The sequence below is a fragment of the Clostridium sp. AM34-9AC genome (assembly GCF_003480225.1).
GTDB classification, from domain to species: Bacteria; Bacillota; Clostridia; order Lachnospirales; family Lachnospiraceae; genus Acetatifactor; species Acetatifactor acetigignens.
Genome location: NZ_QUIU01000025.1, coordinates 1 through 15,539 on the forward strand (window position 1 = coordinate 1; position 15,539 = coordinate 15,539).

Genomic DNA, 15,539 nt, shown 5'->3' on the forward strand with positions numbered 1-15,539 from the left:
ATATCTTATCATAACCGCTTTCGTTTGTCAACAACTTTTTTGAAATCTTTTTTCGTCTTGGAAAACTTTGTTTTCCGTGACAGGTATTTATGTTAACATATCTGTCAGACTTTGTCAACAACTTTTTTTGAAATCTTTTCAAGTTTCTTTCGAGCTGTTGTGTTGTCTCGGTGCTGCCTCAACAACGAATCTGAGTATATCATCCCCCACTGTACTTGTCAACACTATTTTTCGAATTTTTTGCACAAATTATCCCCTGCTACGTCAATTCCGCATAAACAGGGGATTTTTGCCATGTTTCTATTCTGTTTTTTACTATTTTACAAAGAACGGAAGCTTTTGTCCGAGCTGTTCCACCAGATATGCCAGATAGTTATTTTCATACAAACATGTAAGTATTCTGCTGTCTCTGGTATAATCTACGATCACCTGGCCCAGGGTTCCCAGGTCTCTGAAGATATTAAATGCGTATATTGTCCAAACAATTAGAACAGTTTCCAACATTCCAACCACAATCCCTAGTAATTTGTCCAGGCTATGTACTATAGGTAGTTTCACAATCATCTTTGCCGAGAAAAATACGATATTAAGAAGATGATGCACCAAACCGATCGCCGCCAGCAACAGTATTGTCAGGATCACATTGAATATCTTTCCATCAAAGTAACTGCTCAGACCATTCCCGATCAGGAACAGCACCACACAGGTAATCAGCAGGGAGATCAGAGAGATCAGGGATTTTACCATTCCCTTCTTGTAGCCGTCCATCACCATGCAGATCAATACTACTGCCATGATGACCAGTAATAAATTCAGATTCATTGGTATACTCCTTTATTTTAACTGTATCGTATCTATTGTACTATCTGTCACCAGATAATATTTGTAGGAACCTCCTGCAGGAAGCAGAAGCCGGGCACTCTTACCGAAGCTGCCATGGTATTTTTCCACACCGTCCGTTGTAAAGATCTGGCACTCCGATTCGTTGTAGATCACCATGTCATCATCCCCGAAGAAAATATCCGTATAATCCACATCAAAATAGTAGCTGCCCACCTTTGCCGCCGAAGTATTGTACACATCCATGCGGTACTTGGTCTCCGCCTGGTCCGAAAGGAATACCAGTCCTACATATTTATCACTGTAGAAAATCGACTGGATCTCGTCGTCATACAGGTATTCTCCCGCCGTCACAGGCTTCTGGGTACCCGAGTAGATCATAAGGCGGCTGTCTCCTACCGCAAACGCTGTATCATTATTCATAAACTGCACTTTCGGCACGACCAGGTCGGAATAAGAATATGCGCTGACCATATAATCGCTCTGATTCTCGCCCACCGGTCCGAAATTGTAGAATGTCACATTACTTTTTACTACGCCTGCATCCACATACAGGTAACTGATTGCCAGAAGCTCTCCGTCCGGTGACAGGCTGATGGATACCGGATACCCTCCGTCCGTCATATGTGCCTGTCCCGTATAGCTGTTGGTACCGTCCGCTTCGTAAGTCATGATCCAGGCTACATCCGTATCTGCCAGCACCGCTGTCACTCTTCCCGTTTCCGCTACTGTGATATTTCGGATCGGCATGGTCGTTGTAATAGTTCCCAGTTGCTTGTCCGTATTCTGCACGTAGATCTCACGGCCGTTATAACTGCCGATAGCTGCCACATCGCCACAAGCAGCGATCTTCACATCCTGGATCACATAAGTCTGATTCCACTTTACATTTCCCTTGGCATCCGTACAGTGAGCGCCGTCTTTACTATATGTAAGAATACTGTTTTTCAACCGTATGTCTGTGGCATCCGATGAGACCTCCCGGCTAATGGAAGATACGGTGTCATATCCCGTATAGATATGTCTCTTTGCCTGTACCACCACAAGAGCAAGTGCCGCTCCCAAAGCCGCCACCACCAGCAGCACCCGGTACACAATAGTCAGCCGGTGTTTACGGATCTTTTTCTTATAGTCATCCTGACTCTTTTGCCGCTTTTCTTTTTCCTTCAGATAATTCTTGATATCTGCTGCCATGTATCTGTTTCCTTATGTATTATCGTAACTATTAAGAATCGCATTCGCAAAATTACTGCGGCGCAGTCTGCTTTTTGCTCATGTAGTTACAGTATAACACACTTCCCCTTTTTGAAAATAAGTTTTTTACGGGAGAAGGATTTCCTGACCGATCTTGATATCATCGGGGTCAGCAATACCGTTCAGGGAACAGATCTCAGATACTTTACTGTTGCTGCCGTAGTTCCGCAGAGAAATACCGATCAGTGTGTCCCCTCTCCGGATAGTATAATGTGTGGGTTGAGCAACCGCCTCCACTGTAGGAGTCTCTGCCACTGCAGAGTCTGCCGTCTGTGTCACATCCTGTATTGTTTCCTGTGTCGTGTTCTGTTCTGTTGCCTCCGTCACATCTGTCGTATTTTTTGTGACATTGCTGTCCGCAGAGGTTCCATCCGCTACACTGCCCGTATTTTCTTCCGTCGGATCTACAGCACTGTTTCCTGTTCCATCCATTGATGCATTTTCCGTGCCTTCCGGCATCACTGTCTCTGCTGCAGTCCCAGTAGTATTTCCCGCCGCAGCATTTTCCTGTCGCAGGGCGTCCTCCAGCTTGTCCTCCGCCACCAGCGTGCTGATCTGGCTCTGTTCCTCCACCGCATCCGGCAGTTTCTGCTCCATCAGGTTGCTCATGGCCTGCCTGGCTGTCTCCCCCAGGGATTCTCCGGTGCTTTCCTGCTGCATCAATGCCAATGCCATCACGCAGAGCAGAACAAAGACACCGGCAGCCGCCATTTTCATCCGACGCAGCCCCGCCGTTGGCATAGGTATAATATTATCCGGCTCCTTACGCCTGGTTGCCGCAGCTCTGCGGTATTCCACGGATGTATTCTCCGTATGTCCGGCGGCACGGGAGGCATATCCGCTCTCCTGTCTCTGCCTGCGTTCCTCCTGCCGCTTCTTCACCACTTCGTATTTTTCCTGATCCACCTTCTCCGGTTCTGCCTCTTCCCCCCGGTTCTCCAGCATATACGCCAGCATACTGTCATTCTTTTCATAGAACTGCGCATACCCCGCCACATACCGGCAGATCTCCTGTTCGCAGATCTGGAAACCTTCCACCATCTCACCATTCAGGATCTGGTAGCCTAAAAAGGTCATTTCCGAAAAATACTTTCTCCGCAGCTTCTCAATCTCCTGTTCCTGCGCCTGGGACAGGTGCCGCACCGGCTTCTGCAGGAAATTCAGCTTTGCGGAGCCATAGGCGAATAGATATGCCACACCGTCCTCTGCTGTCTTCCTGCCGTATAATGCTATGGCAATATCCTTGTTCTGTGCCATTCCATTCATTTGTTTTATGTAAGATACCACATAATCTTCCACATAGATTCTGCAGTGTTTGTCCGCCTCTCCGATCTGCGTTATGTTCTTCGGTAATTCCATACAAAAAACACCTCCCATGCCGTTTCTATCCGTTATTACTAACTATAGCATCCGCACAGGAGGTATTTTAGCGTTCTTTGTCGCGTCTCTTCAAAAACAGTTCGACAAAGTTTGCATCATGTTCTATGTATTTTTATCTATGCTTCGAACTTATATACGGTAACAGAATCGTATTCTCTGCCATTCTCCCCACCAAATACATAGGAAGGGAAATTCTCATGATGAATGGTATCCGGGAAATACTGGGTTTCCAATGCAAAACCGCAGCGGTTGCCGTAGGTCACCCCATCTTTTCCGGGCTGTACACCAATAAAATTGCCTGCATAAAACTGTACTCCTGGCAGGGTGGTGTATGTCTTCAGAACTCTGCCGCTCTTCGGGCCTTTTACTGTAGCAATATGCCGCAACGTACCGTCCCAGTCATCAATGACAAAGTTATGATCATAACCGCCGGTCAGGAGTAACTGTTCATAATCGTCCCGGATATCTCTGCCGATCTTCTTCGGCTGTGTGAAATCCATGGGGGTTCCTGCTACCGCACGGATCTCACCGGTAGGGATAGATCCGGCAACCACCGGGGTAAAATGAGAGGCCCCCAGCCATACTTCATGCTCTTCAATGCTGCCTGCGCCGTGCCCGTCCAGATTGAAATAGGAATGGTTGGTCAGGTTAATGATCGTTTTCTTATCGCTGGCAGCGTGGTAATGCAGCATCAGCTCATTATCCTCATTTAAAGAATATGTCACAGACACCTTTTTATTCCCGGGAAATCCCAGATGACCGTCCTCATCTTCCAACGAAAATGTCACACTGTTCTCTCCGGTTTCCGCATTCCAGAGTCTCTTGTGAAAGCCCAGCTGTTTATGAGTATGGAGATTATTCTCACCGTCATTTTTGTCCAGCTGATAAGTAACACCATCCAGCGTATATGCAGCACCGCCGGTCCGATTCGCACAGGGGCCGATCACTGTTCCGAAAAAGCTGCCGTTTCCGTAATAACTCTCGCCGTCATCAAATCCCAACACCAGATCATCCACCTTGCCTGTAGCATCCGGCACCAGTACACGCACCAGAATAGCTCCCAGATCTGTCACCGCTGCCTTCATACCCTTACTATTACTCAGGGTATACAGCGAGATCTCTTTACCTTCCGGGCTTTTCCCAAATAAACTTTTTGTTACTGCCATTGTCTTTCCCTCCCACTTTTATCCATTTTTATTTCATGCATACTGTCTATAATTCCACTCTGCCCTCTAAAGCGCGGAGTAATGTTACCTCATCAATATATTCCAGATCTCCTCCTACAGGGACACCACTGGCAATTCTGGTCACCTTGATTCCTGTGGGCTTGATAAGCTTGCTGATATACATTGCCGTGGTCTCACCTTCCAGGCTGGAATTGGTTGCGATAATGACCTCCTCCACATCACCCTGCAGACGTTCCATCAGTTCCTTCAGCTTGATGTCACCGGGTCCCACACCCAGCATCGGGGAAATGGCACCATGCAGTACATGGTACACGCCCTCATATTTGCCGGTCTTCTCATAAGCCGCCAGATCTCTGGTGTTCTCCACCACCATAATGGTACGATGATCCCGTCTGGGATTCGCACACACCGGGCAGAGTTCCTTATCCGTCAGAGTATAGCATTCCTTGCAATAGCGGACATTGGCTCTGGCTTCGATCATGACGTTTGCCAGCCTGTCCACGCGTTCCTTCGGCATATTGATCAGATGAAAAGCCAGTCGCTGTGCGGACTTACTGCCAATCCCCGGAAGGGCTGCCAGTTCTTCTATTAATTTATTGATCTGTCCGCTGTAGAGTTCCATTAGAAAGGAAATCCTCCTAATCCTCCGGTCATTTTGCCCATAAGTTCTGCATTGGCTTCATCCGCCTTGCGCAGTGCTTCGTTGGCTGCTGCCACGATAGCATCCTGCAGAGTCTCGATATCCTCGGGATCCACGATCTCCTCTGCCAGCTTGATGGATGTGATCTCTTTTTTACCGTTGATGGTCACTTCCACAGCTCCTCCACCTGCGGATGCGGAGAACTCCTTGGTCTCCAGTTCCTTCTGTCCTTCTTCCATCTGACGCTGCATTCTCTGTGCCTGCTTCATCAGATTATTCATATTACCGGGCATTGCGCCTCCGGGAAATCCACCTCTTTTTGCCATGTTGCTGTTTCCTCCATATTATTTATAATTGAGTTATTATTCTATCTTACCTTATCTGCAAGTCTGCCGCAATCCCAAATTCACGCAGGATCACTCTTCCTCATCGATCTCCATGTTGATGACCTTACTGAGATCCACATAGTTGTCTTCGAATTCTCTGCTGCTTTCCACCGTCTGGATCGTCACTTCAATCTCTTTGCTGGAAAAATCGGACAACAGCATTTCCAGCTGCTGCTTGTTCTGTTCGTGGGCTTCCCCCTTGAAATAATCGGAAGCCAGTCCGTCTTCCAATACCACCATGAGTTTGTTGTCTCCGCCCAGACTTAATCGGGCGTTTTTCAGATACATCTTCATGGGATTCTCAGCATTTCCCACGATAGCCGGCCATTTCCGTACAATCTCCTGAATATCCCCGGGAACCGCCTTCGGCAGCTGTGGCTTCGGCTTTGCCACACCGGCCTGCGGCACTCCCTGTGCTCCGGCAGGCATTTGCGCCGCCGTAACGACAATGCCGTTTTCCACTTTTTCCTCCACCTGGCGGATACGATCCAGGACAGCCTCCTGATCCGTCTCCATCTCCGGCTTGCACAGCTTGATTAGCGCGATCTCTACCAGAATACGCTTCTGTGCCGCATAGCGGATCTGTCCGGACAGTTCGGAGAAAATATGAATATAGCGAATGATCTGATCCATGGAAAGCATGGAAGCCTCTTCCTTCAGATTCGCCAGATTCTCCGTAGACATGTCTATGACATCCTCCAGATTATCCGCTGTCTGTACCAACATCAGATTCCGCAGATACCAGGTAAAGTCCGTGACAAACTGTACCAGTTCCCTGCCCTGCATGACGATCTCTTCCAACAGTTCAATGCAGCCTAACACATTCCGGTCCATAACAAAGCGCAGCAATCTGCTGAACACTTCTGTATCCACTGCCCCCAGCACATCCAGGGTCATATCGTAGGTCAGTTCTTTGCCCAGATGGAAGGCAATACACTGATCCAACAGGCTCAAGGCATCTCGCATAGAACCGTCCGCTACTTTCGCAATGTAGCGCAGAGCTCTGTCCTCCACCTGTACCTGCTCGGTGTCCATCAGTTCCTTCATACGATCCGTGATGGTATCAATGGAGATTCGTTTAAAATCATATCTCTGGCAGCGGGACAGGATCGTAATGGGGATCTTGTGCACCTCTGTGGTCGCCAGAATAAAAATAACATAAGAGGGCGGCTCTTCCAGCGTTTTTAACAATGCGTTGAAAGCTCCGGGGGAGAGCATATGCACCTCGTCGATGATGTAGACCTTGTATTTTCCCTCCGCGGGAGAATAGGATACCTCGTCGATGATCTCACGGATATTGTCCACACCGTTGTTGGAAGCCGCATCGATCTCGATGACATTCATGCTGGCTCCTGCTGCGATTGCCTTACAAATACGGCATTCCCCACAGGGGCCGTCCTCTGTGGGGTGTTCGCAGTTCACTGTTTTCGCAAAAATCTTTGCCACCGTGGTCTTACCGGTACCTCTCGTTCCGGTGAAAAGATACGCATGACCGATCCGGTTCGCCCGCAGCTGATTCTTCAATGTGGTCACGATATGATCCTGACCTTTGACATCGGAAAAAGCATCCGGGCGGAATTTCCGGTATAGTGCTGTATATGACATGTTTTTTCTCTCTTCCTTGTAACTATTCAGAGCCATCAAATATTAGCAGATGCCTGGCGAAAATAGTTACTCATTAATTTTCTGTCTTAATCGCCGAAGCAGATGCCCAGCAGTTTCGCTTCCTGTACGATGGTAGCATCGGGATCCACGGTCTTTAACTTGCCCGCTACATCCTCTAACGGAACCCTTACGATCTCACGGTTCTTGTAACCTACCATGAATCCATACTGATTATCCAGGATCAGCTTGCCTGCCTCGGAGCCCAGACGGCTGGCGAATACTCTGTCATACGGGCAGGGGCTTCCGCCTCTCTGCATATGGCCGGGTACGGTGACACGTACTTCTCTGCCGGTCTTCTCCTGGATCTGTGCAGCCACTTCGTAAGATACGGAAGGGAACGGATATTTTTCCATCTTTTTCTTGTAGTCTTTTTTGGTCAGGGCAGCATCTTCCCTGGAAATCGCACCCTCAGCCACGGCGATAATGGTAAAACGGCAGCCCTTTTTGTCCCTGTCTTCGATCTTCTCGATCACCTTATCGATATCATAAGGGATCTCCGGGAGCAGGATGATGTCCGCACCGCCTGCCATTCCGGCATTCAGGGTCAGCCACCCTACTTTATGTCCCATAACTTCCACGATAAATACTCTGCCGTGGGAAGCTGCTGTGGTATGGATGCAGTCGATGGCATCCGTAGCAATATCTACTGCGCTCTGGAAACCGAAGGTCATATCAGTACCCCACAGGTCATTGTCGATGGTCTTGGGCAGGGTCACGATATTCAGTCCTTCCTTGCGCAACAGGTTCGCAGTCTTGTGGGTGCCGTTACCACCGAGAATTACCAGGCAGTCCAGCTGCAGCTTGTAATAGTTCTGCTTCATGGCTTCGACTTTATTCAGTCCGTTGGGATCAGGATCCTGGATCGTCTTGAAGGGGGTACGGGAGGTTCCCAGGATCGTGCCGCCCTTGGTAAGAATACCGGAGAAATCCTTGTCTGTCAGCATGCGGAAATTACCGTAAATCAGTCCTCTGTAGCCATCGAGGAAGCCATAGATCTCGACCTCTTCCTTACTGTTCGCCAGGGTCTTCACCACACCTCTCATGGCAGCATTTAATGCCTGGCAGTCACCACCGCTCGTCAACATTCCGATTCTCTTCATCGTAGGATCCTCCGTTTTCTATATTTCATTATTTTCTCTTGCGTTTGCTGTAACTATGCAAAACTGTCTTCGTTCTGCCAATACTTATTTCTATTTTAATACATTTATTTTCATCTGAAAATAGTTTGTTGTAATTTCCGGCAGATTTCTCCCCTATGGCAAAACAAACCTCAGAAGCACCGGGCCTCTGAGGTTCGCTTATCATCTTATCATACGTTATTTGAATTTAAACTTTCCTTTGATCATGGTCACGTAGACAGCTGCGCCGCCACCGCCGACCACTACGGCTCCGGCTGCTGCCGCTGCCGCCACGCGGCCTGCGTTCGTTCCCTTACCGGAGGTCTCCGTTATCTGCTCTGTGCCGGATTCCTGAGAGTCGGAAGTCTGGGCGGTCATGGAATCTATCCGCTCCTCCTGCGGTGCTTCTCCACTCGATTCCTGCGTGTCCTGTGCCTCCCCGGAGGGCTTTGCCGCATCTTCCTTACGGTTTTCGTCCGCAGCGGGTGTTGTCGGGGGCACGGGAATTACAGAAGGCTTTACCACACCGGGTGTGGCAGGCGTTGCCGTGGCTGCGGGAGGTGTTGCCGCGCCCGTGGCCTTCCGGTCCGTATTGGACGCCTGACTGCTGTCATCGTCGTCATCATCGTCATCGTCGTTACTGGCAGCAGGCTTCTTCGGTGCGATCTCATAACCGCAGACGGTACAGATCTCCGCCCGTTCTGTGGTGGCCGCGCCACCGGATGCATGCTTTTCCGTATTGCTGGTGATTCCACAGACACCACACTTATGCCAGTGTCCGGTCATATCGGACAGATATCCTTCTGCCCAGCTATGATCCGTCTTCGGAAGAACGATCTCTGTCGCTGTTATGCTCTTGCTTCCGTCCGCGGATGCAAAATACAGTCCGCAGACGTCGCAGGTCCAGTATTCGATGCTGCCCTCTGCCTGACAGGTGGGTTCCACCCGGTCGTGGCGGTTCAGCGGGCCGTGACCGGAGTTCCATGTCTTCGATACGGCGGGGCTTGCGTTATAATCATCGGTTTCCGCATAGCGGATCTGTGCAGTCACCTTCTCGTTGTGACCGACTCCGGTGGATTTGGTCTGTCCCCAGTCCGTTCCATCAAAGCTGAATTCCACGTCAGTGCGATCTGTGGTGATCTGCGCCGCCAGATCATTGCCGCTGACGGTAAAGGTCATGTCAAAGGCATCCGGATCCGGGGTATCCTCGCGGTCTGCTCTTGCGGTGCGAAGGATGTGCACACAAACATGGAAATTCTCATAATTCTGTGACTGTAATTCAACCAATAATGTGGCAGTCTTGCCGACATCTTCCACAGTATTTTCTCCCAGGGTAAATATCAGCTTTCCTTCCGAATATTCAACCTTGGAATCTGCTGCCAAAATGTTCTCTGAATCCTCTCTCGTTATAACAGTCATTCCTGTTTTTCCCAGATCTTCGGACAGCCCCGGTATCTGCACCGCCTTCTCTCCTTTGGCCGCCCAACTGTATTTGAGATCCAAGTCTTGAATCTTCGGAGCAATTGCTTTACTGATTTCCAATTTTACCTGTGCCGTCAGCGTCTGATAGTATTCCGGATGCTCATTAGGAATAAATGTTGCCGTGTAGGTCTCACTATCGCCAACATAAGGAACCTTGTCATCATCGCTCTGGATCTGCCAGGTTCCGTCGATGGTCTTGGTTTCCAGTTTTGCCGTCAGTCCTGCCACTGTGAGTACACTCAGCTTATTGCCATAGGTTCCACTGGCGATGCCAACACCCTCTGCCCTAAGTGCTGCCGGGGCGATATTCACAGTCAGATCCTTCGTCGTCTGCTCCGGGAAGAAAGAAGAGTTTGTCCCGGTGTAAACGAGGGTGAACGTGGTCTCGCCCACGGTCTGCGCCTTGTAAGTTGCGGTGCCGTTTTGGATCTGCGCTGCGCTTACCACCGTGGTATCCCCGATCCGGATCTCAAAACTGCCCTCCGTATCTTCCGCAAAGAAGGTCTGTCCGTTTGTCACAAAGTTTACCAGTGCCTTTACTTTAAAAGTAATATTCTCTCCATAGGTGGGAATGTTGGTATCTGCTCTCTCGAACGACAGACCTGTGGTGTAATTCACACCAACTGCATTATTCTCCCCAAGAGAAGGGTAGTAGGCGATTCCGTTCTCTTTGCCGTTGGCTTTCTTCGTCCAGATGTCAGGGTTAAAACCCTCATCTTTTATTAGCTTTTCAAAGAAGTCGGGTGAGGTCAGTTGCAAGGTAGAACGTCCCCGTTTCCCCTCTTCCTCTTCTTTTACATCATAAACATCATTATTGAAATAGCAATTCGTTGTACCGTAATATCCACCGTTCACTATTCCTGCACAATGTTCATCACTTGTAACAGCAGCTATACTAATGCAATGATCAATAACTTTAAATGGACTATAACCACAGATTCCTGCCGCATTATACTTTCCCTGCACGTCTCCTGCAAAAAAGCACTGGGAAATCTTAGTATATTGTCCGGCATTGCCGCTGATTCCGCCTGCCTCAGCCCCTTTTACCGTTCCAGTAAAGGAGCAGCCATAAATTTCACCCACAAACAAATTTCCGCAAATTCCTCCTGCCTCGGCATTCGAAGCAATCACTCCGTTGGCAGCCAACAGCATTACCTTACCGCTTTCGCTGAGCTGGTTTTGCGTGTAGCCAATCTGGGCAAACAAACCAGAACTATAAACATCATTTTCTTTTGTCATATCCACATGGCTTATCGTATGTCCGTCTCCACTGAATTTTCCTGTGTACGGAATTCCTGGATCTCCAATGGAACTGAGTTGTACTCCACTCACATCAATATCGTTCCCCAGGACATAGTTTGCACTCCATTTTGTCTCATCCCTATCCTGTCCGATGGCTGCGAATTCCTCCGCCGTGGTGATCAGGGTATAGGTATCCCAGTCGTTACCATTCGTTGTAACATCATAGTTGTATACCGGTACGGGAGCAGTCTTCGTCTCTCCGATCTTTGCCACCTTTGTCAGATTGATATAAGTCCCTGTGGCTGTACCGAATCTACTTCCTGTACCTGTAGCCACTGCAGTGTTGGTATCGACACTGCCCTCTTTCCAGATTGCAGAATTTAAACCCTCCGGAAGTGCACCGCAAAGCTGGCTGGTAGTCAGGGGAATCACCTTATCGCTTGCTCCTTCTCCCACCCCGGCATTATTCAAATCACTGTTGTAATAGCAGTTGCCGATAAAGTTCATATAATTCGAATACGTGCTTCCAGCTATGCCACCAACATTTTTGCCATTCCCTGTAATCTTACCACAATTCAGGCAATTACTGATTTCATACTTATTCGCTGATGCACCGGTAATACCACCTACATAGCTATCCTGTTGAGAAACTGTTACAGCACCTATATTATAACAGTATTGAACTACGCCGTTTCCAACGTTTCCTTCATAACTGGCAGTGCCCATGATTCCGCCTGCTGTAGAAATTCCACTTACTGAACTGCTATTGTAGCAGCCGGAAATATTTCCTATCAGACTTCCGCATACACCGCCTACCTGCCGCCTCGCACAAATCGTGTTTTCGATACTATAGCAGTCAGAAATATTTGCTCCTCCTCCAGCAATTGCGCCCACAAAGCTTTTACCAGAAATATTAGCCCCCTTTACTGTGACACTTTTTATATAGCTGGAATCAGCGGTAAAGTTGTGGCACTCTCCAAACAGACCCACATAGGAGGCTTCCTTTCCTGTAATTGTCATTCCGGTTATTGTATGTCCGCCGCCGTCAAAGCCTCCCCAGAAAGACTTGCCACCTGTACCTATCGGCGTCCACTCCTCACCGCTAAGGTCAAGGTCAGAAACCAGCAGAAAATGCTCCCTTTCATAATCCGTGCCATTATTCACCTGCTGCGCCAGATACGCAAGCTGCTCTGCATTTTCAATCAGCCAGGGTTCTTCTTTTGTGCCTCTACCTTGGGTAAAAGCTACCGCTGTGCCATCCCAGGTATCTACTATTTCCCCCTCCGCTCTCGCACTCACCGGCACAGCGATCCACACCAGTGCCGCCAGTGCCAGCAAGGCCAGTCTCATCTTTACACTCCATGCTTTTGTATTTTTCTTCATAACCCTCATGCCTTTCTATATCCTGCAAAATTTCAAATATTTCCCAACCCTTTGCAAATGTAAAATCCAATTTTGTTTTTATACTATCCGTATCATTTATTATACCAAAAAAGCAAAGGCACCGTCAATATTTTCCATACGATTCGTCTCATATTTTTATAAAATTTTGTCAAACAAGTGCGCCCACCGCAAAATCGAGCAGGCTGGCTCATCGTAAACACAAAAAAGGAGCCACCAGATCTCTCCGGTCACTCCTCGTTGCCTTCTCTGAAAAATATATCCAGTTTTCCCAGACATTTGATCAATGTCTTCATTTCTTCCTCGTCCAGATCCCGTATGATGGTGTGGATCATTTTCCTGTGGAAATCTCTGTGATGGAAAAAAGCTTTCCTCCCCTTCTCTGTCAGGGTCACCAGCACTACACGTTTATCTCTGGTGCTGCGGTTGCGGGTGAGATATCCTTTTCTCTCCAGACTGTTCATATTCGTGGTCAGGGTTCCCACGGTGACATGCAGTTCCCCGGCAATCCTGGACATGCTCTTGGGTTCCTCGATACCGATAGCCTCCAGAATGTGTATGTCATTATTTGTAATATCCTTGAATTCGTCTGTTATGACCGCCTTTGCCTCTGCGTCCATCACGTTATGGAACAGATTCACCAGCAATTCGTTCAGCATCCGGTTGTTGCTTTTTCCCATAGTTACCTCTACGATATCTGGAATTTTTCTTTCGTATGTCCGCAATCCTCCGAAGCCGCCTTCTCTGACGCATATCCGCAGTCTTCCTGCGCTCCGGATCATTTTCAGTATACCGTCTACCAGGTCATCACGCAAGCCCCAATCGTAAGCCCGGCTCCGAATCCCGCCAGAACGATACGATCGCCGCGGTGCAGCTTTCCCTGCCTGTGCAGTTCGTCCAGAAGCACCGGAATGGAGGCAGAGGACAGATTGCCTACCCTCTCCAGATTTGTAGGAAATTTTTCACGATCCGCATGAAGGCGTTTCGCCACTGCATCAATAATACGTGCGTTGGCCTGATGCAATACGAACATATCAATATCCGGCACAGCAAGTCCGGCATCTGACAGTGCTTCCTCGATGCACTGCGGCACCCGTCTGGTGGCGAACCGGTACACTTCCTGTCCGTCCATCTGAATATAAGGTTCTCTGCTGTCCGTCGTCTGGTTTTGGTCCGTTTTTGCCGCCGAAGCCCTTGCATACGGGGTTGTCAATTCTCTCGCTCCACATTGCAGGACTCCACCGCCGGTGCCGTCGGAGTGCAGTGCCCGGCCCAGAATGCCTGCTGGCGGTATCCGTTTCTCCTCCGCCGTCTCCTGCATCCCTTTCCCTGTCTCCGGCAAAGCGTTACTGTATTCCACCGCCCGGGACTCCGTCCTGCATCTCTCTACAACTACCGCTCCGGCACCGTCTCCGAACAGAATACAACTGCCCCGGTCCGTCCAGTCCACCAGCTTGGACAGTACCTCACTGCCGATGATCAGGGCATTTTTCGCCAATCCTGTCCTCAGATAAGCATCTGCGGTATTCAGTGCAAACAAAAATCCGGAACAGGCCGCATTCACATCAAAAGCCAAAGCATTCACCGCGCCGACAGCTGCCTGTACCTGGCAGGCACAGCAGGGCAGATACTGTTCCGGAGAACAGGTTGCCACCAGGATCAGATCAATCTCTTCCGCTCTTTTTCCTGCCTGTTCCAACGCTTTACGGGCTGCTTCTGACGCAAGTGTCACAACCGTTTCGCCCACAGACACATGACGCTCACCGATACCGGTTCTCTCCCGGATCCATTCATCCGAGGTTTCTACCATCTGCTCCAATTCTTTATTTGTAACGATCCTCCCCGGAAGCGCACTTCCGGTTCCGGTGATTCTTATGGTCCTCACGCCATTTCCTCCATGATATCCACTGTTCTTTCTATTTTCTGCGCCCGCCAGGCATTGCTGCCACAGAACAACAGTCCGTTATCCACATCTCCCGTTGCCGCATTGATCAATGCTCGGGTGATGCAATACGGTGCTGTCTTCGGATCGCAGGTCTTAATGCAATGTCTGCATCCGGTCATAAACCGTTCTCCAGCTGCCACTTTTTCCAGAAAAGCATTCTGTATAGCTCTGCCGGGCATTCCCACAGGGCTTTTCACAATGACAATATCTTCTTTCCGTGCGCTGAGATATGCCTGCTTGTATGCATCTGCTGCATCACACTCTTCGGTGGTCACAAAACGAGTTCCCATCTGTACCCCCGCAGCCCCGAGGGACAGGCAATGCTCCAGATCCCTCCGGTCATAAATACCGCCTGCAGCGATCAGTGGAATTTCCAGTTCTGCTGCCTGCCGGATCATTGCCGTAAGTTCTCTCTCATAGTTCTCCGGTGTGTAAGCATCCAGTTCTTCCCGCTTAAATCCCAGATGTCCTCCTGCCAACGGTCCCTCTGCCACGAGAAAGTCCGGCTTTCTGTCGTATTTTTTCATCCAGTATTTCGTGACGACCGACAGGGCACGGGTGCTCGACACGATCGGAGCCAGCATCGTCCGGTGGCTGCGCCCGGGCATTCCGTTTTCCGTCTCTGCCACGACTCCGGGCAGATCCAGCGGCAGTCCCGCACCGGAGATAATGCAGTCGGTACCTGCCAGCACTGCTGCCCTGACATAATCCTCGTAACGCTGCGTTGCCACCATGATGTTGACACCGACGATACCGCCTCTTGCGGTCTGTCTTGCTTTTTCTATTTCTTTTCCGATAGTACGCAGATTACAGGCGATGGGATCTCTGTCAAAATCCGGCTCCCGGAAACCGATCTGGGCAGTAGAAATGATGCCGATCCCACCGGCAGCTGCCACTGCTCCGGCCAGCCCGGACAGACTGATTCCCACACCCATGCCTCCCTGGATCACGGGAATATCTGCATGTAATTCCCCCAGGATCATTTTTCCGTGCTTCATC

12 protein-coding genes are annotated in these 15,539 nt (G+C 49.4%); all 12 read right to left on the bottom strand.

The window, feature by feature from the left end; translation table 11 throughout:
* Positions 1-315: 315 nt before the first annotated feature.
* A complete protein-coding gene (locus tag DW835_RS13925) occupies positions 316-822 on the bottom strand; it encodes a CvpA family protein (protein WP_022312771.1) in 507 nt (168 codons plus the stop codon).
* A 12-nt stretch (positions 823-834) separates the two neighbouring features.
* Positions 835-2,034, bottom strand: coding sequence for a DUF5711 family protein (locus tag DW835_RS13930; RefSeq protein ID WP_118731306.1), 1,200 nt, complete (start codon positions 2,032-2,034; stop codon positions 835-837).
* A gap of 126 nt (positions 2,035-2,160) precedes the next feature.
* The gene (locus DW835_RS13935) at positions 2,161-3,453 is read right to left on the bottom strand and encodes a LysM peptidoglycan-binding domain-containing protein (RefSeq protein ID WP_182430323.1); all 1,293 of its coding nucleotides are present in this window, start codon (positions 3,451-3,453) and stop codon (positions 2,161-2,163) included.
* A gap of 137 nt (positions 3,454-3,590) precedes the next feature.
* A complete protein-coding gene (locus DW835_RS13940; RefSeq protein WP_118731308.1) occupies positions 3,591-4,640 on the bottom strand; it encodes an aldose epimerase family protein in 1,050 nt (349 codons plus the stop codon).
* A gap of 46 nt (positions 4,641-4,686) precedes the next feature.
* Positions 4,687-5,283 (bottom strand): recombination mediator RecR, encoded by a 597-nt coding sequence (recR, locus tag DW835_RS13945; RefSeq protein WP_118731309.1) that lies wholly within the window; start codon positions 5,281-5,283, stop codon positions 4,687-4,689.
* Positions 5,283-5,627, bottom strand: a complete 345-nt coding sequence (locus DW835_RS13950; RefSeq protein ID WP_022152832.1) for a YbaB/EbfC family nucleoid-associated protein — start codon at positions 5,625-5,627, stop codon at positions 5,283-5,285. The genes recR and DW835_RS13950 overlap by 1 nt, the downstream gene beginning before the upstream one ends.
* Positions 5,628-5,717: 90 nt before the next feature.
* Complete coding sequence (dnaX, locus tag DW835_RS13955) at positions 5,718-7,292, bottom strand: DNA polymerase III subunit gamma/tau (protein WP_118731310.1); 1,575 nt, start codon at positions 7,290-7,292, stop codon at positions 5,718-5,720.
* A gap of 86 nt (positions 7,293-7,378) precedes the next feature.
* Complete coding sequence (locus tag DW835_RS13960; protein ID WP_117466362.1) at positions 7,379-8,452, bottom strand: ATP-dependent 6-phosphofructokinase; 1,074 nt, start codon at positions 8,450-8,452, stop codon at positions 7,379-7,381.
* A 216-nt stretch (positions 8,453-8,668) separates the two neighbouring features.
* Entirely contained in the window at positions 8,669-12,577 is a 3,909-nt protein-coding gene (locus DW835_RS13965) for a hypothetical protein (RefSeq protein WP_118731311.1), read from the bottom strand.
* Between the two features lie 248 nt (positions 12,578-12,825).
* A complete protein-coding gene (locus DW835_RS13970; protein WP_337763073.1) occupies positions 12,826-13,377 on the bottom strand; it encodes a MarR family transcriptional regulator in 552 nt (183 codons plus the stop codon).
* A 14-nt stretch (positions 13,378-13,391) separates the two neighbouring features.
* Positions 13,392-14,480, bottom strand: coding sequence for a beta-ketoacyl-ACP synthase III (locus DW835_RS13975; protein WP_182430324.1), 1,089 nt, complete (start codon positions 14,478-14,480; stop codon positions 13,392-13,394).
* Complete coding sequence (locus DW835_RS13980; protein ID WP_243037190.1) at positions 14,477-15,538, bottom strand: nitronate monooxygenase family protein; 1,062 nt, start codon at positions 15,536-15,538, stop codon at positions 14,477-14,479. The genes DW835_RS13975 and DW835_RS13980 overlap by 4 nt, the downstream gene beginning before the upstream one ends.
* Between the last annotated feature and the right edge of the window lies 1 nt (position 15,539).

Bases quoted from the DNA above. Each gene is read 5' to 3' on its own strand.
- DW835_RS13925 (WP_022312771.1), bottom strand. From the start codon at position 822: ATGAATCTGAATTTATTACTGGTCATCATGGCAGTAGTATTGATCTGC.
- DW835_RS13930 (WP_118731306.1), bottom strand. From the start codon at position 2,034: ATGGCAGCAGATATCAAGAATTATCTGAAGGAAAAAGAAAAGCGGCAA.
- DW835_RS13935 (WP_182430323.1), bottom strand. From the start codon at position 3,453: ATGGAATTACCGAAGAACATAACGCAGATCGGAGAGGCGGACAAACAC.
- DW835_RS13940 (WP_118731308.1), bottom strand. From the start codon at position 4,640: ATGGCAGTAACAAAAAGTTTATTTGGGAAAAGCCCGGAAGGTAAAGAG.
- recR (WP_118731309.1), bottom strand. From the start codon at position 5,283: ATGGAACTCTACAGCGGACAGATCAATAAATTAATAGAAGAACTGGCA.
- DW835_RS13950 (WP_022152832.1), bottom strand. From the start codon at position 5,627: ATGGCAAAAAGAGGTGGATTTCCCGGAGGCGCAATGCCCGGTAATATG.
- dnaX (WP_118731310.1), bottom strand. From the start codon at position 7,292: ATGTCATATACAGCACTATACCGGAAATTCCGCCCGGATGCTTTTTCC.
- DW835_RS13960 (WP_117466362.1), bottom strand. From the start codon at position 8,452: ATGAAGAGAATCGGAATGTTGACGAGCGGTGGTGACTGCCAGGCATTA.
- DW835_RS13965 (WP_118731311.1), bottom strand. From the start codon at position 12,577: ATGAAGAAAAATACAAAAGCATGGAGTGTAAAGATGAGACTGGCCTTG.
- DW835_RS13970 (WP_337763073.1), bottom strand. From the start codon at position 13,377: ATGATCCGGAGCGCAGGAAGACTGCGGATATGCGTCAGAGAAGGCGGC.
- DW835_RS13980 (WP_243037190.1), bottom strand. From the start codon at position 15,538: ATGAAGCACGGAAAAATGATCCTGGGGGAATTACATGCAGATATTCCC.